The sequence below is a fragment of the Streptomyces sp. NPDC041814 genome, assembly GCF_055590565.1.
This window is the reverse complement of sequence record NZ_JBVJAM010000005.1, coordinates 75,779-98,199: the sequence shown is the minus strand read 5'-3', so window position 1 is coordinate 98,199 and position 22,421 is coordinate 75,779. Positions and strand designations below refer to the sequence as shown.

At 69.6% G+C, this 22,421-nt stretch carries 16 protein-coding genes and 1 pseudogene; 8 read left to right on the top strand and 9 right to left on the bottom strand.

The features are described 5' to 3' along the window. Positions 1–159: 159 nt before the first annotated feature. Together ACZ6C6_RS15180 and ACZ6C6_RS15175 are read left to right on the top strand one after the other, a co-directional pair. A pseudogene (locus ACZ6C6_RS15180) lies at positions 160–405 on the top strand (DUF5655 domain-containing protein); the annotation flags it as partial. A gap of 1,541 nt (positions 406–1,946) precedes the next feature. Beyond that, on the top strand, positions 1,947–2,813 hold the full coding sequence (locus ACZ6C6_RS15175; protein WP_469202858.1) for a hypothetical protein: 867 nt from the start codon (positions 1,947–1,949) through the stop codon (positions 2,811–2,813). On the opposite strand, the gene ACZ6C6_RS15170 is transcribed toward ACZ6C6_RS15175, so the two are convergent. Together ACZ6C6_RS15170 and ACZ6C6_RS15165 are read right to left on the bottom strand one after the other, a co-directional pair. Next, positions 2,779–4,314, bottom strand: coding sequence for a gamma-glutamyltransferase (locus ACZ6C6_RS15170; protein ID WP_469202856.1), 1,536 nt, complete (start codon positions 4,312–4,314; stop codon positions 2,779–2,781). The genes ACZ6C6_RS15175 and ACZ6C6_RS15170 overlap by 35 nt on opposite strands. 262 nt (positions 4,315–4,576) lie before the next feature. Further along, entirely contained in the window at positions 4,577–6,106 is a 1,530-nt protein-coding gene (locus ACZ6C6_RS15165; RefSeq protein WP_018100749.1) for a helix-turn-helix domain-containing protein, read from the bottom strand. Between the two features lie 149 nt (positions 6,107–6,255). On the opposite strand from ACZ6C6_RS15165, the gene ACZ6C6_RS15160 reads away from it, so the two are divergent. Then, positions 6,256–6,948: an MOSC domain-containing protein gene (locus ACZ6C6_RS15160; RefSeq protein ID WP_469202854.1), complete on the top strand. Its 693-nt coding sequence runs from the start codon at positions 6,256–6,258 to the stop codon at positions 6,946–6,948. Between the two features lie 199 nt (positions 6,949–7,147). Next, complete coding sequence (gene acnA / locus ACZ6C6_RS15155; RefSeq protein WP_469202852.1) at positions 7,148–9,862, top strand: aconitate hydratase AcnA; 2,715 nt, start codon at positions 7,148–7,150, stop codon at positions 9,860–9,862. 140 nt (positions 9,863–10,002) lie between these two features. Here the strand turns inward: acnA and ACZ6C6_RS15150 are convergent, their stop codons facing one another. Both ACZ6C6_RS15150 and ACZ6C6_RS15145 read right to left on the bottom strand, forming a co-directional pair. Next, complete coding sequence (locus ACZ6C6_RS15150; protein ID WP_469203333.1) at positions 10,003–10,884, bottom strand: FG-GAP repeat domain-containing protein; 882 nt, start codon at positions 10,882–10,884, stop codon at positions 10,003–10,005. Positions 10,885–11,047: 163 nt separating this feature from the next. Beyond that, positions 11,048–11,902 (bottom strand): FG-GAP repeat domain-containing protein, encoded by an 855-nt coding sequence (locus tag ACZ6C6_RS15145; RefSeq protein ID WP_469202850.1) that lies wholly within the window; start codon positions 11,900–11,902, stop codon positions 11,048–11,050. A gap of 278 nt (positions 11,903–12,180) precedes the next feature. Here ACZ6C6_RS15145 and ACZ6C6_RS15140 point away from each other — a divergent pair, with 278 nt between their 5' ends. Next, entirely contained in the window at positions 12,181–12,441 is a 261-nt protein-coding gene (locus ACZ6C6_RS15140; RefSeq protein WP_469202848.1) for a GlsB/YeaQ/YmgE family stress response membrane protein, read from the top strand. A gap of 72 nt (positions 12,442–12,513) precedes the next feature. On the opposite strand, the gene ACZ6C6_RS15135 is transcribed toward ACZ6C6_RS15140, so the two are convergent. Genes ACZ6C6_RS15135 through ACZ6C6_RS15120 form a run of 4 tightly spaced genes read right to left on the bottom strand, consistent with a single transcriptional unit; the run spans position 12,514 to position 16,951 of the window. Continuing rightward, the gene (locus ACZ6C6_RS15135; protein WP_469202846.1) at positions 12,514–13,893 is read right to left on the bottom strand and encodes a GH1 family beta-glucosidase; all 1,380 of its coding nucleotides are present in this window, start codon (positions 13,891–13,893) and stop codon (positions 12,514–12,516) included. Between the two features lie 8 nt (positions 13,894–13,901). Next, the gene (locus ACZ6C6_RS15130) at positions 13,902–14,756 is read right to left on the bottom strand and encodes a carbohydrate ABC transporter permease (RefSeq protein ID WP_469202844.1); all 855 of its coding nucleotides are present in this window, start codon (positions 14,754–14,756) and stop codon (positions 13,902–13,904) included. Positions 14,757–14,761: 5 nt separating this feature from the next. Then, positions 14,762–15,709 (bottom strand): carbohydrate ABC transporter permease, encoded by a 948-nt coding sequence (locus ACZ6C6_RS15125; RefSeq protein WP_469202842.1) that lies wholly within the window; start codon positions 15,707–15,709, stop codon positions 14,762–14,764. 12 nt (positions 15,710–15,721) lie between these two features. Then, on the bottom strand, positions 15,722–16,951 hold the full coding sequence (locus ACZ6C6_RS15120; protein WP_469202840.1) for an ABC transporter substrate-binding protein: 1,230 nt from the start codon (positions 16,949–16,951) through the stop codon (positions 15,722–15,724). Between the two features lie 269 nt (positions 16,952–17,220). Between ACZ6C6_RS15120 and yicI the strand changes: the two genes are divergently transcribed. Continuing rightward, positions 17,221–19,473 (top strand): alpha-xylosidase, encoded by a 2,253-nt coding sequence (gene yicI / locus ACZ6C6_RS15115; protein ID WP_469202838.1) that lies wholly within the window; start codon positions 17,221–17,223, stop codon positions 19,471–19,473. On the opposite strand, the gene ACZ6C6_RS15110 is transcribed toward yicI, so the two are convergent. Continuing rightward, positions 19,442–20,614 (bottom strand): alpha/beta hydrolase, encoded by a 1,173-nt coding sequence (locus tag ACZ6C6_RS15110; protein WP_469202836.1) that lies wholly within the window; start codon positions 20,612–20,614, stop codon positions 19,442–19,444. The genes yicI and ACZ6C6_RS15110 overlap by 32 nt on opposite strands. A gap of 157 nt (positions 20,615–20,771) precedes the next feature. Between ACZ6C6_RS15110 and ACZ6C6_RS15105 the strand changes: the two genes are divergently transcribed. Both ACZ6C6_RS15105 and ACZ6C6_RS15100 read left to right on the top strand, forming a co-directional pair. Next, the gene (locus ACZ6C6_RS15105) at positions 20,772–21,653 is read left to right on the top strand and encodes a LysR family transcriptional regulator (protein ID WP_469203330.1); all 882 of its coding nucleotides are present in this window, start codon (positions 20,772–20,774) and stop codon (positions 21,651–21,653) included. 120 nt (positions 21,654–21,773) lie between these two features. Beyond that, a complete protein-coding gene (locus tag ACZ6C6_RS15100) occupies positions 21,774–22,418 on the top strand; it encodes a histidine phosphatase family protein (RefSeq protein ID WP_469202834.1) in 645 nt (214 codons plus the stop codon). Positions 22,419–22,421 lie beyond the last annotated feature (3 nt).

Sequence of the window (22,421 nt, the reverse complement as noted above, 5' to 3'; positions counted from 1 at the left end):
GCCCTGTGGAAGAAGGGATCAGCGTAAACGCGCGCGATTCAGGTCTGCAGATGGTCCGGCACGATTCTCTGCACCAGCCGCCACATCCTGCTCGACGGGCTCACCTTGGCCTCCTCACCCTGGTTCGCCAGCCTCCGGGCCGGCCCGCTCGGTGGCGGCGAGCGCAAGACGTACCTGGCGTACCAGCGGCTGCGGAACCTCGCCTGCCTGTGTCCTCCGCAGCGCAGCAAGGTGCTGGTCTACCTGAAGGTCGATCCGAAGGACGTGGCACTCGTTCCGGGCTTCACCCGGGACGTGTCCGGGCTCGGTCACCACGGGACGGGCGAGCTAGAGGTGCAGATGCGTTCCCTACGGGACGTGGAGCGGGCCCAGGAGCTGTTCCGGGGGAGTTACGCGGCAGCGTAATCGCCTGCCGTCCTCCCGTGGACGGCTGTGGTGGCGGTCAGGACCTGGCTAACGTCGGCGGTGAGGTGCACGCGCTCGCCCTGAAGCCAGATCAGGCAGGGTTCGGGTGTCACCGGGCCGCGGGACTCCAGAGACCGGATGGTGCTGATGGAGACGGGCACGTGCCCGAGGAACGGCCCGGGCCGCCACCCAGTCACCGGTCGGCCGGGGCGAAGTGGAAGAGCGCGGTCGGCCGCACGCGTTTCTCTCCGCAGGGCATTCGGACGCCCGGCGGCCACTTATCGAGCTGAGGAAGGCCTGATAGCAGGCGCCGAGATGAGCCCTGGGACCGGAAGGTTGGTGAGAGACGGGATTCCGCAGACCATCCGGAACAAGGGAGCCGAACCGGTCACCTACATCGCAGGACCAGAGGAGTACCGGGCCCGACTGCGGGAGAAGCTGCGCAAGGAGGTCGCGGAGCTCCTGGACGCGGACGAAGGGTCGGCACCCGGCGAGCTGGCTGACGTGGCGGAGGTGCTACTTGCCCTCGCTGCTGATCTCGACGTCAGCCCGGAGCAGTTGGAAGCGATCCGCGTTGCGAAGACAGGCGAGCGAGGCGGCTTTGCCGGGCGGATCGTCTGGATGGGCACTGCTGATACAAGAGGCTGGCTGCCGACGCCCACAGCAGGGGCCATGGAGCTGGTCAGCAAAGGCCGTCCCCATCCCCAGGAAATCTTGTCTCCCGCGGAGCCAGGTACTCAGCCGTCGCTGAGTGGCACGGTTGTCGAGACGTACGTCGAGGGCGACTGGCAGGCTGTTTGCGGGGAAGGGGTGGGATCGTCTCCGTCCCGGCGGGCAACAAGGACGCCGAGGGTGAAGCGGCTGACGGCGTCGTGGCCGGCCAGGTGGAAGACGCCGGTCGCGGCGCTCAGCACAAGCTCCCATTGGGCAGCCGCCAGATCGGCGACATGGGCGGGGCAGCGGATGTCGTCCGTGACAGGACGCACTCCCGCGTGCCGGCGGCGAGCTCGTGGATGATGCGTTCGTGCGTGGACCGGCCGTCGCCGATGAGCAGCGATGTGGGTCCGATGACGGCAGTGGGGTGGAGGAGGCCGTACGGCAGTCTCGGCAGCAGTCTTCGCGGTAGGGGGTGATGGGGTTGGGGAGGGCCCTCTCGTCGTTGGGGAGGGCCCTCTCGTCGTAGTGCACGTCGGCCCCGGAGAAGATCGCGCTGCTGGACACGTGCACTACGCGGATCCCCCTGCTCACCAACGCGGCGCCGAGGCGGATGGGACCGTCGGCGGTGACCGCTCAGGCAGCGCTGCCGCTGGACGCGTTGACCACCGTGCTCGGTGCCGCGGCGTCGAGGACCGCGTCGACCTGATCGGCATCACGCAGGTCCGGCTGGTGCCAGGCACGGGCACCTTCGACGGGACGGGAGTTGAACGTCGCGGCCGTTGCACGGGCCGCCTCGTGTGCCTGACTCAGAAGACTAGTCCGCCGGGCGCGCTCTTCTGTCCACAGCTGTACACCGGCAAGGGTGCGCGCCCGATGCTCCTGACATGAACCTCGCCGAACATCTGGGAACGGGAGCCGTGGCGGTGGCTTCCGGGGTGACCATCGAGCTGGTCATGAGGTGCTTGCGCCGTTGGCGGACCCCTACCAAGCCCCCAGAAGCCTCACCGCCCGCGCTCGCCACGACAGAGGAGGTCCCCCCGATGGGGCGCCCCGGCCACATCACGAAGCCCGATCTGCCTCCCGGCGCACACAGAGAACTCGTCGACCTGCTCCACGACCTGCACGTCCGCAGCGGGCGGATGTCCATGCGCACCATCGGGGAACTCACGCGCCGCCCCCACACCACCGTGCACAAGGCACTGAGCAGCCCGGAGCTGCCGGACCTCCACGTCGTCATGGCCATCGGGCTTGTCCTGGCGAACGTCGTCCGCAGCAGCGACCAGGACGCTCTTCTCGACGACGTCCAGGAGCGCATCGAGACGCTGTGGAAGAAGGCTGCGCATGAGGGGCGCCCGCCTGCCGTAGGCACGATCCTGGAGGTCGTCACGGAGACGTGGGCCGAGTTCTCCCGGGGGGAAGGAATGGCCAGTTGGGGCATCAACCTCCCCGACTACTCCCAGCTCGCACGGTGCCCGGTCCTCTCCGTCACCCTGCGCAACGGTCTCGTGACTCTCGTGGTCTCCACCCCGGACTGGGCCGCCATCAACGCGGTCGAAGACCCGCAGCAGTGGCACCGGTTGTTCGAGTGCGCGGTGATCAAAAAGCTCGATTACTTCCTGCACGTCTGGGTCGAGCATGTGCCGGGCTTCGACACGATTGCGAATCCCTGCCCCCGCCGTCCTACTTCGCCAACCTGCGCGCGGAGCGCGGCGTGCCCTAGGCATGGATCCGGGGGAGGCCGTAGCGACTGACGGCCAGGTATGTTTCCGGGGTGGCCGCCTCGAGAAGACCTTCGTCACCCGTCAGGTCGAGCTCCGGTTCCTCGGGACGGCGCAGCAGGTCGCTCCAGTCGCTCGTCGCTCCACGCTCGTAGGCTTCCCGGAGCAGGGAGCGCAGCCGAGGGCGGGCTTCCTCCTGCTGTTCGTGGAAAATCCGCCGCTGGGTGAGCCGCTGCTCGTCCTGAGCGTCTTCGCTGCCCCGCTCGTCGGCGGCCAGCTGGTTCTCGGTGCGCAGCCGCGGGGTACGCCAAGCGATCGCGAGATCTTCCTCGTGGAGGCCCGCGCAGACGGCGAACAGCTTCCGGGACATACCGAGATGTACCTCGGTGCTGGGGATACGACAGGTGAGGAAGTCGTCGATCCCCCAGGAACGGATCTGGGCACGTGGGAGGTGCGCCTTGCCGTGAAGTGCCGCTCCGCGGAGGTCGGCCCGCATGGCGAGGGTGCGGTCGTCCTTCTCCAGCGGTGTGGTCAGTCCGTGGCGTCGGTGGCGCGAAGTGCGGTCGGCTGGCACCGGCACCGTGCGCAACTGCGAGGCCGACGCGGAGCGCAGCGCCAAGTAGACGAGCATCTGGGCGCGGGCCGCGCCGATGAGCGCGTCGTCGTTCTCGCCGAGGTGGTCTTCGAGGTTGCCCTCGCCCACCGCTGCCTCGCCGTCGGGGTCGGATCCGGCCGGGGGAAGGGGCGGCTGGCCGGGGTGCAGCGCGTGGTCGATAGTCAGGAAGAGGTCGTCCCCGGGCCGCACGGCGGCTCCAACCAGGACGCTGCGGTGCGCGTACGAGCCGAAGACCTTGCTCCCGGCCTCCAGCTGCGCCCACCCGTCGCGCAGAGTCTTGAAGTCGCAGATACCGCCCTTGGCCTCGATCAGCCAGTACGCCTTCTCCGTCTCGTGCCGTCCCCACAGGTCGGGCAGCTTCCTCTTGGGGTCCTTGAAGGTGGCGCTCAGGGCGGGGATGGGGCCGCCGAGTTCGAGGTGCTCGGTCTGCCCCAGACCCAGCAGTGAGCGGCAGACCCACTCGGTCATCGTCATGCCCAGCCGGTAGGCGGCAGCGCTCTTCGCGGTGCGCTCAGTGCCGTACGCGTAGACCGGGTTCAGCGTCAGGCGCTGGCCCGTGGCACCCGGCACGGGGGGCTGATGCTCGAAGGGGTGCGCACCTAGGTAGGCGTACAACGGGGCGACTCGGGCGACGAGCTCCCCGTGTGCGTACTGCGGCTGGTTCTGCAGGTGCGGGGTGATGTCGCGGCCGACCTCAGTAGCCGCCTTGATGATCTCCCGCCACGTGGTGGTCGGGGCATACCAGCCGTCCGCCTTCGGGAACCCGTTCGTTGGGCTCCACGCCTTGTGCTCGGCCGTCCGCCACTGCTTCCTGGGCTTGGCCGCGGGCCCGTTACGAAACAGCACCGGTATGTCGAAGCTGTCGGCGTAGGTGAGTGGCGGCTCGTCGGGGACGTGCGCGGGGATCATCGGCGTCATGGGACAACCCTGGCACGAGCCTCGACGCCCCTGGGACGGACGTTGCGAGGTTGCTTCGTTGACAACTCTGCGTGACGGCTGACGGCTGCTGAGGTTGGTCTGACGCATCGTCGACTATTCAAGATCATCTTGCGCATGTGTTGCACAAGGCACTGAAAAACAACAGTGATCAGTGACAAGCCGTGAAGGTGAGTATTCGCAGCTCAGATGGCATGCTGCGGTGTTGTGCCCCTTGGGTCCAAGGGGCACAACACCCCGCCCGTCAGATGTCCCGGAAGATCTCGATCTGCGCCCCCACCGAGTTCAGCCGCTCCGCCAGCTCCTCGTAGCCGCGGTTGATCACGTACACGTTGCGCAGCACCGACGTGCCCTCGGCCGCCATCATCGCGAGGAGGACGACCACCGCCGGGCGCAGGGCCGGGGGGCACATCATTTCGGCGGCGCGCCAGCGGGTGGGGCCCTCGACCAGGACGCGGTGGGGGTCCAGGAGCTGGAGGCGGCCGCCGAGGCGGTTGAGGTCGGTGAGGTAGATGGCGCGGTTGTCGTAGACCCAGTCGTGGATCAGGGTCTGGCCGTGGGCCGAGGCCGCGATGGCCGCGAAGAAGGGGACGTTGTCGATGTTGAGGCCGGGGAACGGCATCGGGTGGATCTTGTCGATCGGCGCCTCCAGCTTGGAGGGGCGGACCGTCAGGTCGACCAGGCGGGTGCGGCCGTTGTCCGCCGCGTACTCCGCGGTGCGGTCGCAGTCGACGCCCATCTCCTCCAGGACCGCGAGCTCGATCTCCAGGAACTCGATCGGCACCCGGCGGATCGTCAGCTCGGACTCCGTGACGACGGCGGCGGCCAGCAGGCTCATCGCCTCGACCGGGTCCTCGGAGGGCGAGTAGTCGACGTCCACGTCGATCTCGGGCACCCCGTGCACCGTGAGGGTCGTCGTGCCGACGCCGTCCACGCGTACGCCCAGCGCCTCCAGGAAGAAGCAGAGGTCCTGGACCATGTAGTTGGAGGACGCGTTCCGGATGACCGTGGTGCCGTCGTGGCGGGCGGCGGCCAGCAGGGCGTTCTCGGTCACGGTGTCGCCGCGCTCGGTCAGCACGATGGGGCGGCCGGGCGTGACGGAGTGGTCCACCCGGGCGTGGTAGATCCCCTCGGTGGCGGCGATGTCCAGGCCGAAGCGGCGCAGCGCGATCATGTGCGGCTCGATCGTCCGCGTACCGAGGTCGCAGCCGCCCGCGTACGGCAGCTTGAACGCGTCCATGCGGTGCAGCAGCGGGCCGAGGAACATGATGATGGAGCGGGTGCGGCGGGCGGCGTCCGCGTCGATCGCGTCCATGTCGAGCCGGGCCGGCGGCACGATCTCCAGGTCGGTGCCGTCGTTGATCCAGCGGGCGCGCACGCCGATGGAGTTGAGCACTTCGAGGAGGCGGTAGACCTCCTCGATGCGGGCCACGCGGCGCAGCACCGTACGCCCCTTGTTGAGCAGGGACGCGCAGAGCAGCGCCACGCAGGCGTTCTTGCTGGTCTTGACGTCGATGGCGCCGGAGAGCCGGCGTCCGCCGACCACGCGCAGATGCATGGGACCGGCGTAGCCGAGCGAGACGATTTCGCTGTCGAGTGCTTCGCCGATACGGGCGATCATCTCAAGGCTGATGTTTTGATTGCCGCGCTCGATGCGGTTCACCGCGCTCTGGCTGGTGCCGAGCGCCTCGGCGAGCTGGCTCTGCGTCCAGCCCCGGTGCTGACGGGCGTCACGGATGAGCTTGCCGATACGTACGAGGTAGTCATCTGACATGCCGAAAGGCTATCTCAGATATGAGATTGCACCCGCGTGGGGGTGTGCCGTTCGGGTGAGAGTGGCGTGCCGAAGGGGGCGGGGGAGTGAAGGGCGGTGCCCGAAACTCCCTCGCCCACCGGCCCCCGCCCCTCGTAGGGTCACGCCCCATGGATTCCCGCGGCACGCACGTGCTCTCCGTGAACATCGGCCGTCCCCGCCCCAACCCCTGGAAGGGAATCAGCGCGACCGGCATCGACAAGCGGCCCGTCGACGGGCCGGTCGCGGTGACCGCCCCCGGACCCAAGGGCACCGGAGCCGTGGGGCTGGCCGGTGACCGTGTCTACGACGTGAAGCACCACGGCGGCACCGACCAGGCCGTCTACGCCTACGCGCGCGAGGACCTCGACGGCTGGGAGGCCGAGCTCGGCCGGCCGCTCGCCGGCGGGGTGTTCGGCGAGAACCTGACCACCCTCGGCGTGGACGTCAACGGCGCCCATATCGGGGAGCGCTGGCGGATCGGGCCGGACGTCGTCCTTGAGGTGTCGTGCGCCCGGATTCCGTGCGGGACGTTCCAGGGCTGGCTGGAGCGGGACGGCTGGATCAAGCGGTTCACCCGGGCCGCCCTGCCCGGCGCGTACCTCCGGGTGATCGAGCCCGGCGAGATCCGCTCGGGCGACCGCCTGGAGATCGTCCACCGGCCCGCGCACGAGGTGACCGTCGCGCTGGAGTTCCGGGCCATGACCCTGGAGCCGGAGCTGCTGCCGCGCCTGCTCGTCGCCGACGCGCTGCCCGACGAGAGCAAGGACATGATCCGCCGCCGTACGGGCGCCACGCGTCCCGATCGGGGCGCCCGGACATGACCCGTCACCGGTCATGTACTAGAGTTATCTCGACATCGAGATATATGCCGAAGGCGCACAGCGGGCCCGCCCGGGGTAAGGGTTACCTAACTAAGCCTCACCTTAGCGGATGGTCCGGTGGTCCGAGGCGGCACCACGCGGCGCCCGCCGTGGTGAGGCGCGGCGCGGAGTTACGCGCACATTGATGAAGGAGACTGTCGTGTCGGCGAACAGCTTCGACGCCCGCAGCACGCTGCGCGTGGGCGACGAGTCGTACGAGATCTTCAAGCTGGACAAGGTCGAGGGCTCCGCGCGCCTCCCCTACAGCCTGAAGGTGCTGCTGGAGAACCTGCTCCGCACGGAGGACGGCGCGAACATCACCGCCGACCACATCCGCGCGCTCGGCGGCTGGGACTCCCAGGCGCAGCCCAGCCAGGAGATCCAGTTCACGCCGGCCCGCGTGATCATGCAGGACTTCACCGGTGTGCCCTGCGTCGTGGACCTCGCCACCATGCGTGAGGCCGTCAAGGAGCTCGGCGGCGACCCGGAGCGGATCAACCCGCTCGCCCCGGCCGAGCTGGTCATCGACCACTCCGTCATCGCCGACAAGTTCGGCACGAAGGACGCCTTCGGGCAGAACGTCGAGCTGGAGTACGGCCGCAACAAGGAGCGCTACCAGTTCCTGCGCTGGGGCCAGACCGCGTTCAGCGAGTTCAAGGTCGTCCCGCCGGGCACCGGCATCGTCCACCAGGTCAACATCGAGCACCTGGCGCGTACGGTCATGGTCCGCAACGGCCAGGCGTACCCCGACACCCTCGTCGGCACCGACTCGCACACCACCATGGTCAACGGCCTCGGTGTGCTGGGCTGGGGCGTCGGCGGCATCGAGGCCGAGGCCGCGATGCTCGGCCAGCCGGTCTCCATGCTCATCCCGCGCGTCGTCGGCTTCAAGCTGACCGGCGAGCTCCCGGCCGGCACCACCGCCACCGACCTCGTGCTGACCATCACCGAGATGCTCCGCAAGCACGGCGTCGTCGGCAAGTTCGTCGAGTTCTACGGTGAGGGCGTGGCCGCCACCTCGCTCGCCAACCGCGCCACCATCGGCAACATGTCGCCGGAGTTCGGCTCCACCGCCGCGATCTTCCCGATCGACGAGGAGACCCTCAACTACCTGCGCCTGACCGGCCGCGACGCCCAGCAGGTCGCGCTGGTCGAGGCGTACGCCAAGGAGCAGGGCCTCTGGCTGGACCCGTCCGCCGAGCCCGACTTCTCCGAGAAGCTGGAGCTCGACCTCTCCACGGTCGTCCCGTCCATCGCCGGCCCGAAGCGCCCGCAGGACCGCATCGTCCTCGCCAACGCCAAGGCCCAGTTCGCCCAGGATGTCCGCAACTACGTCGACTGCGTGGACGAGGCGGGCAAGGAGTCCTTCCCGGCCTCCGACTCCCCGGCCATCGGCGCCGCGGGCCCGACGAACCCGGTCACCGTCACCGCCCCCGACGGCACCACCTACGAGCTGGACCACGGCGCCGTCACCGTCGCCGCGATCACCTCCTGCACCAACACCTCGAACCCGTACGTCATGGTCGCCGCGGCGCTCGTGGCGAAGAAGGCGGTCGAGAAGGGCCTGACCCGCAAGCCGTGGGTCAAGACCACCCTCGCCCCGGGCTCCAAGGTCGTCACCGACTACTTCGACAAGGCGGGCCTGACCCCCTACCTCGACAAGGTCGGCTTCAACCTCGTCGGCTACGGCTGCACCACCTGCATCGGCAACTCCGGCCCGCTGCCGGAGGAGGTCTCCAAGGCGGTCAACGAGCACGACCTGGCCGTGACCTCGGTGCTCTCCGGCAACCGCAACTTCGAGGGCCGGATCAACCCCGACGTCAAGATGAACTACCTGGCGTCCCCGCCGCTGGTCGTCGCGTACGCCATCGCCGGTTCGATGAAGGTGGACATCACCAAGGACGCGCTCGGCGTCGACCAGGACGGCAAGCCCGTCCACCTGGCCGACATCTGGCCCTCCGAGGCCGAGGTCAACGACGTCGTGGCGAACGCCATCGGCGAGGACATGTTCAACAAGTCCTACCAGGACGTCTTCGCGGGCGACGCCCAGTGGCAGGCGCTGTCCATCCCGACCGGCAACACCTTCGAGTGGGACTCCGAGTCCACCTACGTGCGCAAGCCCCCGTACTTCGAGGGCATGACCATGGAGACCTCGCCGGTCGAGGACATCACCGGGGCCCGCGTCCTGGCCAAGCTGGGCGACTCGGTCACCACCGACCACATCTCCCCGGCCGGTGCGATCAAGGCCGACACCCCGGCCGGTCAGTACCTCACGGAGCACGGCATCGAGCGCCGTGACTTCAACTCCTACGGCTCGCGCCGCGGCAACCACGAGGTCATGATCCGCGGTACGTTCGCCAACATCCGCCTGCGCAACCAGATCGCGCCGGGCACCGAGGGCGGCTTCACCCGCGACTTCACGCAGGACGGCGGTCCGGTGTCGTTCATCTACGACGCCTCGCAGAACTACCAGGCCGCCGGCACCCCGCTGGTCATCCTGGCCGGCAAGGAGTACGGCTCCGGCTCGTCCCGCGACTGGGCGGCCAAGGGCACCGCGCTCCTCGGCGTCAAGGCCGTCATCGCCGAGTCCTACGAGCGCATCCACCGCTCGAACCTCATCGGCATGGGCGTCCTGCCGCTCCAGTTCCCGGAGGGCCAGACCGCCGAGTCGCTCGGCCTGACCGGCGAGGAGACCTTCTCCGTCACCGGCGTCACCGAGCTGAACGACGGCACGACCCCGCGTACGGTCAAGGTCACCACCGACACCGGCGTGGAGTTCGACGGCGTCGTCCGCATCGACACCCCCGGTGAGGCGGACTACTACCGCAACGGCGGCATCCTGCAGTACGTGCTCCGCAGCCTGATCCGCAAGTAGGGATCAGCGGCAGTACGGCGAGAGGGCCGCCCCCCCCCCCCCCGGGGGGGGGGGCGCGGGGGCCGGGGGGGGGGGGCCCCCCCCCGCGGGGGGGGGGGGGGCGCCCCTCTCTCATGCTCCTGGAAGAGCTGCCGTGCGGATCAGAACAGGAACTTGTAGCTGTCCCAGCCGCTCGTGCCGATCTGCCGCTTGGCCTTGTACGGGGCCGTGGCGTTGCCGGTGCCGCTGTACAGGTACAGCTCGCCGCCCTTGCGGGCGATCAGGTCGGTCTTGCCGTCCAGGTCGATGTCACCCGTGGAGACCAGACGGTTGTACTGGTTCCAGCCGCTGCCGATCTTGGTGCGCTTGGCGAACGGCGCGCTCTGGTTGCCGGTGCCCTTGTACAGCCACAGGACGCCGGACTTGTCGCGCGCGACGACGTCGTTCTTGCCGTCGCCGTTCAGGTCGCCGTTGCCGGCGATCTCGCTGTAGATGTTCCAGCCGTAACCGGCCTTGATGCGCTTGGTGACCTTGCCGTCGCCGTACCCGAGGTAGACGTACAGGTCGCCCTTGGTGTCGACGGCGAGGATGTCACCGGCGGCGGCTCCGCCGATCTGGCCGGGGGAGACGAGCTTGCTGTAGGTGTTCCACCCGTAGCCGATCTTGACGGCCGACGAGTCGAACGGCAGCCAGCCCATGTCCCCGTTGCTCTCACGGAACCAGAGGCCGTCGCTGTCGCCGTCGTTCTGGTGGTCGACCTGCATCATCGAGGTGACGCCGGTCCAGCCCTGGCCGTACTGCTCGCGGGCGGTGAGACCGCCCTTGCCGTTCGGGCCGTACGCGTACGCGATGCCCGCGGAGTTGACGGCGTAGAGCGAGAAGTGCGGGTTGCCGGCCGCGGCGGCCGCTGCCGGAGCCGCTGCCGGCTGGTCGGCCGAGGCCCCGAGCGAAGGCTGCGGGGCGTCGGCGGCCACGGCGGAGGTGCCGGTGGCGACGAGGGCGGCGGTGAGCGCCGCGGCTGCCGCGCGAGCGGCTATGCGCATGTGGTGCCGGCCAGTGGTTTTGGCCACAAGTACTCCATGGATCGTGAAGTGGGAGTGGCCCGCCGCACGTTGGCGACGGGCCACGGTTTCAGCGGAATCGTGTCACGATTTCGTACGTGAAACCTTCACGTTTCGTCATGAGTGTGTAACCGCTGTGACCGGCTCAGAAGAAGAGGCGGTACGTGTTCCAGCCCGAGGTGCCGATGAGGGCCTTCGGCTTGAAGGGGGCGGCCGCGTCGCCGGTGCCCTCGTACAGGTACAGCTCGCCCTTGGAGTTGCGCGCGACCAGGTCGGTCCGGCCGTCCATGGTCAGGTCACCGGCGGCGAAGAGGGTGTTGTACTGGTTCCAGCCGCTGCCGATCTTGGTGCGCTTGGCGTACGGGGCCTTCTGGTCGCCGGTGCCCTTGTACAGCCACAGGACACCCGACTTGTCGCGCGCGACGAGGTCGCCCTTGCCGTCGCCGTTCAGGTCGCCGTTGCCCGCGATCTGCGTGTAGATGTCCCAGCCGTAGCCGACCTTCAGGCGCTTGGTGACCGTGCCGTCGCCGTAGCCCAGGTACAGGTAGACGTCCCCCTTGTTGTCGCGGGCGAGGAGGTCGCCGCCCGCGGCTCCGCCGAACTGGCCGACCGAGACGACGGTGTTGTAGGTGTCCCAGCCGTAACCAACCTTCTTGGCCGGGGAGTTGCCCTCGTAATACCAGATGTTGCCCGAGGTGCCGAGCTGCCAGCGGCCGTCCGCGAGGTTGTCCGCGTCGTTGTCCACCAGGCCGACGAACTTGAGGCCCGTCATGCCGGTCTCGAACTGGACGCGCGACGAGAGGGTGCCGTCACCCTGCGGCACGTAGGTGTACGCGGTGCCGGCGCTGTCGAGGCCGTAGAGGCCGAACATGGGGGCGTCGCCGAAATCGGCGGCGGAGGCGGAAGAGGCGGCAGCGCCGGTGGCGACCAGAGCCGCGGTTATCGCGGCGGCGAGACGGGCGGCAGTCCGTCCGTGCCGACGGCCAGAGATCTTGGCCACGTATTTCTCCATGGATGGTGGGAGGTGGCGCGACGCGCCGCGGGATACGGGGACACGCCACGGAATTGGGGTGATCCTTTCACGACTCCCTCACGTCTCCAAGGGTTTGTCGAAATGAGGCCAACGCACGGACTTCGCCCCGGTATGCGGACGCCACGGGGGCGCGTCGGGGGCCCGATCGCCCTTCCTCCGGAGAGACATGCGTACACCGGTGCATGCCGGGAAGGCGGAAGTCAGCTTCCCGAAAACAGTCGGACAGCGGTAGAAGAGGAGTTGTCGTGTCATTTCTGTGGGCCATCATCGCGGGACTCGTCATCGGCCTGCTGGCCAAGCTGGTCGTCCCCGGCCGTCAGCCCATCCCCCTGTGGCTGACCGTCCTGCTCGGCATCGTCGGCGGCCTCGCCGGCAACGCCCTCGCCAGCGCCTTCGGTGTGCGTGACACCGGGGGCATCGACTGGATCCGGCACCTCTTCCAGATCGGTGTCGCCGCCGTGCTCATCGCCTTCGTCAGCCCGGTGTGGGCCCGACGACGCGCCTGACCTGAGCCGCCCGTACGCCGAAACGCCCTGTCCACCGCACGCAGCGGTGGACAGGGCGTTTCGTGGTGCCGCTCAGGCCCGGTGCGCCGCGATCAGCGCCTGATACCAGCGGTAGCTGTCCTTCGGGGTGCGCTCCAGGGTGTCGTAGTCGACCCGGACGATGCCGAACCGCTTCGCGTACCCGAGCGCCCACTCGAAGTTGTCCAGCAGCGACCACACGTAGTAGCCCCGCACATCGACGCCCGCGTCCATCGCGGACCGCAGCGCCGCCAGATGCGTACGCAGGTACTCCACCCGGTCCGCGTCCCGCACCGCACCGTCCGGCCCCACCGTGTCGAACTCCGCCGAACCGTTCTCCGTGATGTGAACCGGCGGCAGCGCGTCCCCGTAGGTGTCCTTCAGCGCGGTCAGCAGATCGGTGAAGGACTCCGGCACGACCGGCCAGCCCATCGCCGTCCGCCGCACGTCCGGGTACTGCCCCTCGGCGTACCGGTTGTCCGTGGCGACCCGCAGCGCCGGGTCCGCCTCGCGGTACGGGGCGTCGGCCACCACGATCGGGCGGTAGTAGTTGATGCCCAGGAAGTCCAGGGGCTGGGAGATCAGGTCGAGGTCGCCGTCGCGCCGGAAGTCCTGCCCGGTGATCAGCTCGCCCCAGGTGTCCTCCTCGGTGGCCGGGTAGCGGCCCGCGAGGATCGGCTCCGTCCACACCAGGTTGTGCTGGGTGTCCGCACGGACCACCGCGGCCCGGTCGGCGTCCGTCGGCGCGGCCGGGACGTTGCGGTCCAGGTTCAGCGTGATGCCCGCCTCGCGGACCCCCGCCGCCCGCAGCGCCTTCATCGCCAGGCCGTGGCCCACGAGCAGGTGGTGCGCGGCGGCCAGGGCACCGCGTCCCTCCTTCGCGCCGGGCGCGTGCCGCCCCACGGAGTAGCCGAGGAAGGCGCTGCACCACGGCTCGTTGAGGGTGATCCAGCGCGGTACCCGGTCGGCCAGGTGCTCCGCCACGATTGCGGTGTACTCGCCGAACCGCTCGGCCGTCTCCCGTACCCGCCAGCCGCCCCGGTCCTCCAGGGCCTGCGGCAGGTCCCAGTGGTAGAGGGTGGCGGCCGGCTCGATGCCCGCCTCCAGGAGCTCGTCCACCAGCCGCGAGTAGAAGTCGAGCCCCTTCGGGTTCACCGCGCCGGAGCCCTCCGGCAGGATGCGCGACCAGGCTATCGAGAAGCGGTACGAGCCGACCCCGAGCTCCCGCAGCAGCGCCACGTCCTCCCGGTAGCGGTGGTAGTGGTCGCAGGCCACGTCACCCGTGTCGCCGCCGTCCGTCTTCCCGGGCGTGTGGCTGTACGTGTCCCAGATGGACGGGCCGCGTCCGTCCTCCCGCACTGCCCCTTCGATCTGGTACGAAGCCGTCGCCGCACCGAAGACGAAGCCGGGCGGGAAGACCGGGAACTCACTCATGCATACCCCTACTTGACCGAGCCACCGGTGATCCCGGCGGCGATGTACTTCTGCGACAGGACGAGCAGCACCGCCGCCGGGACCGCGGACAGCACGGAAGCGGCCATCACCGAGCCCCAGTCACCGACATGGGCGCCGATGTACTGGTAGATGCCCAGCGTGATCGGCTTCACGTCGTCCGTGGTGTTCAGCGTCAGCGCGAACATGAAGTCGCTCCACGCGTACAGGAACGAGAACAGCCCGGCCGTGATCAGCGAGTTGCGGCTCATCGGCAGCACGACCTGGACGAACGTCCGGAAGCGCCCGGCCCCGTCGACCTCGGCGGCCTCGATGACCTCGCGCGGGATCGCCACCATGAACGACCGCATCAGCACGATCGCGAACGGAATCCCGAGCGAGGCGTCGGCCAGCATCAGGCCGGCGTACGAGTTGACCAGGCCGAGGTCCACGTACGCGCTGTACAGGGCGTTGGCGATGACGATGCCCGGCACCATCTGGGTGATCAGCGTGCCGAAGACGATCGTCCGGGTGCCGCGCAGCTTGAACTGCGCCAGCCCGTAGGCGGCCGGGGCCGAGATCGCCAGGCAGATGACGACCGCGCCGAGCGCCACCGCCAGCGAGGTCAGCAGATTGCCGCCCTGGTCGGTGAGCGCCGAGCGGAAGCCGGAGAGGTCCAGGCCGTGCGGGACGGGGTCGACCTCCAGCAGCCCCGACTCGGGCTGGAGCGCGGTGTTCACCATCCAGTACAGCGGGAACAGCATCACGCACAGCACCAGGACGCCGAAGACGGTGGCGCCCCAGCGCCGCTTCGGCCGGCCGGTGGACCGCGTGGGCGCGGCGGGGGTACGCACGGTGCTCGCCATGCCGGTCACTTCCCCTCGTTGCGGTTGGCCCGCAGGTAGAACACCGCGAAGACGGCGGAGATCAGGATCAGGATGTTGCCGACCACGGCACCCGCTCCGAAGTCCAGCTGGACGAAGGAGTTCTGGTAGGTGAGGGTGCCCAGGGTCTGTGTGGAGTCGGCGGGTCCGCCGTCGGTGAGTGCCAGGATCAGGTCGAGGATCTTCACCGTCGACATGAAGCCGAGCACCAGGACCACGGTGATCACCGGCCGCAGCATCGGCAGGGTGATCGAGCGGAACGTCCGCCAGGCGGAGGCGCCGTCCAGCGAGGCGGCCTCGTACAGCTCCTTGGGGACCTCCTGGAGCCCGCCGTAGAGGATCACCATGTTGAACGGGATGCCGATCCAGATGTTCACCAGGATCACCGAGATCAGCGCCATGCTCGTGCTGGTCAGCCACGGGGTGTCGCCGCCGATGCCGATCGTGCCGAGGAAGGAGTTGAGGACGCCGGTGTCCTGGTCGAGGATGCGCCGCCAGACGACACCGGAGACGACCATCGGCACCAGCCACGGCAGCAGGATGAGCGACCGCAGCACCCCGTTCAGCGGGAAGCGGCGGTTGAAGAAGACGGCGAGGCCGAGGCCGATGCAGAACTGCCCGATCAGCGATCCGATCGTGAACAGGATGGTGTGCCACAGGGCCTTGCCGAAGAGCTCGTCGTTGAAGACCTTGCTCCAGTTGTCCGTTCCGTTGAACGGGGAATCGCCGGTGAAGAAGGTGGACGGCGAGTAGTGCTGGAAGCTCATCACGATGTTCCGGACGAGCGGGTAGCCGAAGAACAGCGCCATGAAGATCACGGCGGGGGCGATGAAGCCCCACTGGGCGAGCCGCCTGCGGCGCCGGATCCGGGCGGGGTTCGGCGGCTTCGCGGTCTTCGTGGTCGCGAGCGCCGGGGCAGCGGTGGTGGTCGACATGGTTCGGATACCTCAGTTCCCGCTCGTCGCGCGCTTCTGGGCGCGGGCGAGGGCGGCCTCGCTCGACTCGCCGGTCAGGGCGGACTGGAACGCGCTCTGGAGCGCGAGGGAGACGGACGACCACCGCGCGCCGAGCTTGGCGGTGCGCGAACGGGCCGTGGCGACCTGGTCGGCCAGGGCGTCGAGCTCGGGGACCTTCTTGCGCCACTCGGCGGCGGCCTTCTCGTTGGCCGGGACCATCCAGCTGTTCAGCGCGTAGGTGATCTGCTCCTGCTCGCCGGACATGCAGCCGATGATCTTCGCGGACATCTTCTCCCGCGCCTCGTCACCGGTGTTGGGCACGGTCAGCACGCCGCCGCCCAGCGGGCCCACCGAGTCGTCGCCGGCCTTCGGGACGGGGATCTCGGCGATGCCCCAGTTCAGCCCCTTCTTGGAGTTCAGGGTCTCCACCTGCCAGGGGCCGTTGATCATCATGGCCGCGTTGCCCGCCATGAACTGGTCGTTCACGTCGGCCTGCGTCCAGTTGACCGTCGACTTGGACAGGGAGCCGTCCTTGAGGAGGCTCTTCCAGTAGTCCAGCGCCCCGGCCACCTCGGGGGTGTCGAGTTTGGTCTCGTCGCCGCCGTTGGACCACATGAAGGGCGTGAACTGGAAGACGCCGTCCTCCGCGCCGCCCGCGCTGAGCGCCAGGCCGTACCGCTTGCCCTGGGTGAGCTTCTTCGCGGTCTCGCGCATCTCGGCCCAGGTGGTGGGGACCTTCAGTCCGGCCTTGTCGAGGGTGTCCTTGTTGTAGAAGAGCGCCAGCGTGTTCACCGTGCGCGCGGCCCCGTAGTACGTCCCCTCGTACGAGCCGAAGTTCACGATGCCCTCGGGGATGTCCTTCGTGGTCAGCCCGAGGTCCTTCAGCGGGATCAGCCCGCCCGCCTCGGCGAACGTCGGCATCTCGGAGGCGTCCAGCTGGAGCACGTCGGGCAGCGACTTCGAGGACGCCATCCGCAGCGCCTTGGTCATCACCTGCGCGGCCGGGACGCTCTGCTGCTCGATGGTCACGCCCAGCTGCTTGCTGCACCGGGCCAGAGTCTCGGCGTCCCAGCGGTGGTACGACTCGTCGGTCGAGGAGTTCAGAACGGTGTACACGTCCGGGTCCCGCTGCTGGCCGCAGCCCGACAGGACCACACCGCCGATCAGCGCGGACACGACAGTGAGCGGGACGGCGACCCGTGGGGTGAAGCGGTTCGACATTCAGGTGCCTCTTGTCGGCAAGGGCCCGGGCGGCTGCGCTGCCGTCCGACCGATTTGTTTGCTGCCAGTACTAATACGGCATGTGGCCGTCCGTTTCTAGACCGTCCTGGTGACGTACAGGTCACACAGGGGAAACGTGGCCGCTCGGGCGGCGTGTTCGTGCCCTTGTCGCGGCGGATCCATGGGCTTCGACGGGTGAATCGAAGCGCTTCGAAAAATATTTGTTTTGTGTACGATCAAAATCAGGAACCACAGGAACGGACCCCCCCATGAAGTTCACCGACGGCTTCTGGCAGATGCGAGACGGTGTCCACGCCTCGTACGCCACCGAGCTCCGCGACCTCCGCCTCGGCACCGACCGCCTCACCGCCTACGCGGCGGTGCAGCGCGTGACGCGTCGCGGGGACACCCTGAACGCCCCGCTGATCACCGTGGAGGCGTACGCCCCCGCCGAAGGCGTCATCGGGGTCCGCGTCACCCATCTGGCGGGCAAGCGCCACCCGGGCCCCGACTTCGCCCTGCCCGGCGCCACCGGTGACCCCTCGGCCGTCACCCGCGAGGACGCCGGGGCCGCCGAGCTGACCAGCGGGCCGCTGACCCTCCGCATCCCCGCCGACGGCGGCTTCGGCCTGGAGTTCCGGGACGCGGACGGGCGCCTCCTGACCGCCGCCGGACGCAAGGGGACCGCCTTCGCCACCACGGGCGAGGGGGCCCACCACATGTTCGCCCAGCTCGCGCTGGGCGTCGGCGAGACCATCCACGGGCTCGGTGAGCGGTTCACCCCGTACGTGAAGAACGGCCAGGTGGTCGACATGTGGCAGGCGGACGGGGGGACCAGCAGCGAGCAGGCGTACAAGAACGTCCCGTTCTACCTCTCCTCGCGCGGCTACGGCGTCTTCGTCAACCACCCCGGCAAGGTGTCCTTCGAGGTCGGCTCCGAGGCTGTCGGCCAGGTGCAGTTCAGCGTCGAGGACCAGACGCTGGAGTACTTCGTCGTCGCCGGGCCCACCCCCAAGGAGGTGCTGTCCCGCTACACCGCGCTGACCGGCCGCCCGGCGCTGCCCCCGGCCTGGTCCTTCGGCCTCTGGCTGACCACCTCGTTCACCACCGCGTACGACGAGGCGACCGTGACCTCGTTCGTGGACGGCATGGCCGAGCGGGGCATCCCGCTCTCCGTGTTCCACTTCGACTGCTTCTGGATGCGCGAGTACCAGTGGTGCGACTTCGAGTGGGACCCGGCCGTCTTCCCCGACCCGGAGGGCATGCTCGCCCGGCTCAAGGACAAGGGCCTGCGGATCTGCGTCTGGATCAACCCGTACATCGCGCAGAAGAGCCCCCTGTACGCGGAGGGCGCGGCCCGGGGCTACTTCGTCCGCACCCGCGAGGGCGACGTCTGGCAGTGGGACAAGTGGCAGGCCGGGATGGCCCTGGTCGACTTCACCAACCCCGAGGCCACCGCCTGGTTCCAGGGCAAGCTGCGCACCCTCCTCGGCCAGGGCGTCGACGGCTTCAAGACGGACTTCGGCGAGCGCATCCCCACCGACGTCGTCTGGCACGACGGCTCCGACCCGGAGCGCATGCACAACTACTACACGCACCTGTACAACAAGGCCGTCTTCGAGCTCCTGGAGAAGGAGCGCGGCCAGGGCGAGGCCGTCCTCTTCGCCCGCTCCGCCACGGCCGGCGGCCAGCAGTTCCCCGTGCACTGGGGCGGCGACTGCTGGTCCTCCTTCGAGGCGATGGCGGAGTCCCTGCGCGGCGGCCTGTCGCTCAGCCTGTCCGGCTTCGGCTTCTGGAGCCATGACATCGGCGGCTTCGAGGGCACCCCGGACCCGGCGGTCTTCAAGCGCTGGCTCGCCTTCGGCCTGCTCTCCTCGCACAGCCGGCTGCACGGCTCCTCGTCGTACCGCGTCCCGTGGGAGTTCGGCGACGAGGCCGTCGAGGTCGCCCGGCGCTTCACGGAGCTCAAGCACCGGCTCATGCCCTACCTGTACGGGGCGGCCGTCGAGGCCCACCGCACCGGCGTCCCCCTGATGCGCCCGATGCTCCTGGAGTTCCCGGACGACCCGGCCGCCCGCACCGCCGACCGGCAGTACATGCTCGGCCCCGACCTCCTGGTCGCTCCGGTCTTCAGCGAGGACGGCGAGGCCGAGTACTACGTCCCCGAGGGCACCTGGACGCATCTGCTCAGCGGCGAGACCGTCTCCGGCCCGGCCTGGCACCGGGACAGCTACGGCTTCGACAGCCTGCCGCTGCTGGTCCGCCCCGGGGCGGTCCTCCCGGTCGGCGCGGACACCTCCCGGCCGGACGGCGACTGGACGGAGAACCTCCAGCTGCGCGTCTACGCCCCCGAGGGCACGGGCGACCTCCGCCGCGCGGTCACCGTCCCCGGCCTCACGGGCGAGCCCGCCGCCACGTACGAGGTGGTCCGCGAGGACGGCACCCTCCGGGTCACCGCCGACACGGACCGGCCCTACGAGGCGGTGGTCGTCACGGGCGGGCAGACCGCTCCCGCGATCTGACCCAGGCGGTGAACGCCTCGACCGCGTCCACCACCGCCTCGAAGCGGAGCGAGTGGTACAGGTCGAAGGCGTGGTTCCCGCCCCGCAGCTCGGCGTAGACGACCGGGCTCTCGGACGCGTCGCGCAGCCCTTCGGCGACCTCGCGGATGCCGGCGGCCGGCACCAGCGGGTCCAGGTCGCCGTGCACGATCAGCATGGGCGGCGCGTCCGGCCGGGCATGGCCCAGCGGGGACGACTCCGGCCCCTGGTGCCAGTACGCGCCCAGGAAGCCGTTCAGCACGACGAGCCCGGTGACCGAGGTGTCGGCGTCCTCGAACCCCGGCTGGAACGCGGGGTCGTTCGGGGTCAGCGCGGCGATCGAGCCCATGTGACCGCCCGCCGAACTGCCCGCCACGAACAGGGTCGACGGGTCGGCCCCGTACTCGTGGGCGTGCTCCCGCGCCCAGGCGATCACCCGCTTCAGGTCGATCATGTGCTCGGGGTGCCGGACCTGCGGCTTCAGCCGGTAGTTGGCGCTGATGGTGACCCAACCCCGGCTCGCGAGCCGGTACAGGAGCGGCAGCGACTGGCTGTTCTTGTGGCCGCCGCTGTAGTGGCCGCCGTGCATGTGGATCAGCACCGGCGCGCCCTGCGGGCGGTCCCGGTGGTGGTACACGTCGAGCAGATTGCGGCGGCCCGCCTCCCCGTACGACAGGTTGGCCACGCGCCGCACGTCCCGGCGGCGCTTGATGATCGGTACGAAGAGGACGCGGAACCACGAGGGCCGGTACCGCAGTCCTCCGGCGAGGTCCGCGTCGATGGAGGCGCGCCACCCCTCGCCGAGCCCCTTGGTCATCGCGCGCTCGATCCGGTCCCGCTCGCCCCACGCGCGGTGGGCGACCACGGCGAGCCCGGCCGAGGCGAGGGTCGCCAGCGCGACGATGAACCAGGCGCCCGGCGAGCCCATGACGTCGTCCTGGGCGAAGGCCATCGCCGTCGGAACGAGCAGCATCCAGAAGAAGGCGGCGAACGGCAACTCGTTGGCGGCCAGGCCGAAGATGTAGGCGGGGCGGCCCAACGGGTGCTCCCACGGCACCGGTCTCAGGGCGCACCACGTGCCGATCGTGACGACGAGCACGGGAAACAGATATCCGACAGGCACGGCACCTCCTGGAACGGCAGCCGGGCCTGCCTGCTTCGCGCACCCCCGGTCGAGGGCCGCGCCCACCAGTCTTCCCCGACGTCCGCGAGGCATCAATGACGGGACTGGTAACGTCTTTTGACTCTGGACTAACAAATCCGGGGGGCCGGGCGTGGAGATGCGGGAGATCGAGATATTCCTGACGCTCGCGGAGGAGCTGCACTTCAGCCGCACCGCCGAGCGGCTGGGCGTCAGCCCCGGCAGGGTCAGCCAGCTGGTCAGGAAACAGGAGCGCCTCATCGGCGGCCCCCTCTTCGACCGCACCACCCGCACCGTGCGCCTCTCACCCCTCGGCGAGCAGCTGTACGAGGCGCTGAAGCGCGGCCACGAGCAGATCACCCAGGGCATCGAGGCCGCCAGGGCCACCGCCCGGGGCACCAGGGGCACCGTGACCCTCGGCACCATGGGCCCGTACGCCCTCCAGATCAAGGACACCCTCGACCTCTTCCACGCCCGCCACCCCGACGCCCGCGTCCGGCACCGCGAGATCCAGCCCGCCTCACCGTTCGACCTCCTCGTATCGGGCGAGGTGGACATGGTCTACGTATGGCTGCCCGTCGAAGGGCCGGGGCTGACCGTCCTGCCGACCGCGCACACCTCCGCGCTGTTCCTGATGGTCTCGGCCGGTCACCCCTTCGCGGAGCGGGAGTCCGTCTGCCTGGAGGACTTCGGCGACTGCGCCGTGGTCGAGGGCGGTTCGATCCCCTCCGCGATGGAGGAGGCCCTCAACCCCCGGCGCACCCCCGCCGGCCGCCCGGTCCGCCGGGGCCCCCGGGTCACCACCTGGCAGGAAGCGCTCAGCGTCGTCGCCTCGGGGCAGGCAACCGCCGCCGTCCCGGCCGAGACGCAGGACTTCTACGCGTGGCCGAGCCTGGCCTACGTCCCGATCCGGGACGCGCCCCCCTGCCGCTGGGCCCTGGTCTGGCGCACCGCAGCGGAGACACCGCTCATCCGCGCGTTCGCCGAGGCGTCGTCCGACGCCGGACGGCTCAGGGACTGACGTCTCACGGGCGCGCCCGCTCTCCACGGCCCGGCCGGAATGCGATCGTGGAACGGCGGGTTAGCCCTGTACGGAACGTGAACACGAGCGGTAACAGCACTGAGAGCGGATGGCCTTCACATGGGCGAGCTGATCCTGATCCGGCACGGCGAGACCGAGTGGTCCCGCGACGGGCGCCACACCAGCCACACCGACCTGCCCCTGACCCCCCTCGGTGAACGCCAGGCCCGCGCCCTGGCCCCCCTGCTCGCCGACCGCTCCGTCGCGCTCACCCTGGTCAGCCCCCTGGTCCGGGCCCGGCGCACCGCCGAACTCGCCGGGCTCGCCGCGCCCCGCATCACCCCGGAGCTGCGCGAGTGGGACTACGGCGGCTACGAGGGCATCACCACGGACGAGATCCGCCGCACCCGGCCCGACTGGAACCTCTGGACCGACGGGGTCGGCGCCGGTCCGGAGGCCCACCCCGGCGAGACCCCGGCACAGGTCGGGGAACGGGCCGACCGGGTGCTGGCGGAGGTCGCGGAGGCGGCCGGACGCGCCGGCGACGAGGACGTCGTGCTCGTCGCCCACTCCCACTTCCTGCGCGTCCTGACCGCCCGCTACCTCCGCCTGACCCCGGCCGAGGGCACGCTGTTCCAGCTGGCCACGGGCGCCGTGTCCCGGCTGGGCCGGGAACACGGCAACCCGGTCATCACCGCGTGGAACGTCACTCTGCCGGAGAGCCTGTTCCCGGCCGCGGTCCCGGAGACACCGGAGCGGACCTGATCC